At 57.3% G+C, this 576-nt stretch carries 1 protein-coding gene; it reads left to right on the top strand.

The window, feature by feature from the left end; translation table 11 throughout:
* A partial coding sequence (locus NHU87_RS28315) for a hypothetical protein (protein WP_253555171.1) occupies positions 1-576 on the top strand: 576 nt, incomplete at both ends.

The raw sequence follows: 576 nt of genomic DNA, 5'->3' as shown, positions 1-576 counted from the left end.
AGCATGAAAAAAGTGTCGCGACCATCACTGAGTTGCCGTGCGAACAGATCGCCGGTGGCTGTGACAGCCGTGGTGGTGATCGCAGAAACGGCCTTTGGGAAATTGCAGAAACCGATCGCTTGAAGATCACGCTTCATTCGCAAGCCGCCACGATCAACAGCGGCGCGGACCTGAGGATTAACGCCGGCGAAGTGAACAACACCAGCAGCAGCATGACCTCCGCCGGGGATTTAACGATCACGGCTTCGACGATCAACAACAAAGGTGTGCAAGAGCAGGAAATCGAATCCATCCGACGATTCGTAAGCTGGGTCAACGAAACCGCTTCGGCCATTAGAATGGCCGACCTCTTCACCCAACGAAACAACCCGACACCTTCGACCACCGTCGAACAGGACATGAGCAACTTTCTGGCCTGGATGGGCGAAACACTGCCGACCAGCCGCCGCGTCATCAGCGGCGAATCGCTGGATGCCATCATCCAGGCGGGTGGAAACGTCACCCTCGATGCCGCCCAGAACATCAACAACAGCGTGGTTCGCCCCTACTATGCCTATGTGGCGGCGGGTCGTACCC

This window comes from Pseudomonas mandelii, from assembly GCF_024138395.1.
GTDB classification, from domain to species: domain Bacteria; phylum Pseudomonadota; class Gammaproteobacteria; order Pseudomonadales; family Pseudomonadaceae; genus Aquipseudomonas; species Aquipseudomonas mandelii_E.
The sequence above is the reverse complement of the archived record's forward strand: the minus strand, read 5'-3'. Positions and strand labels throughout refer to the sequence as shown.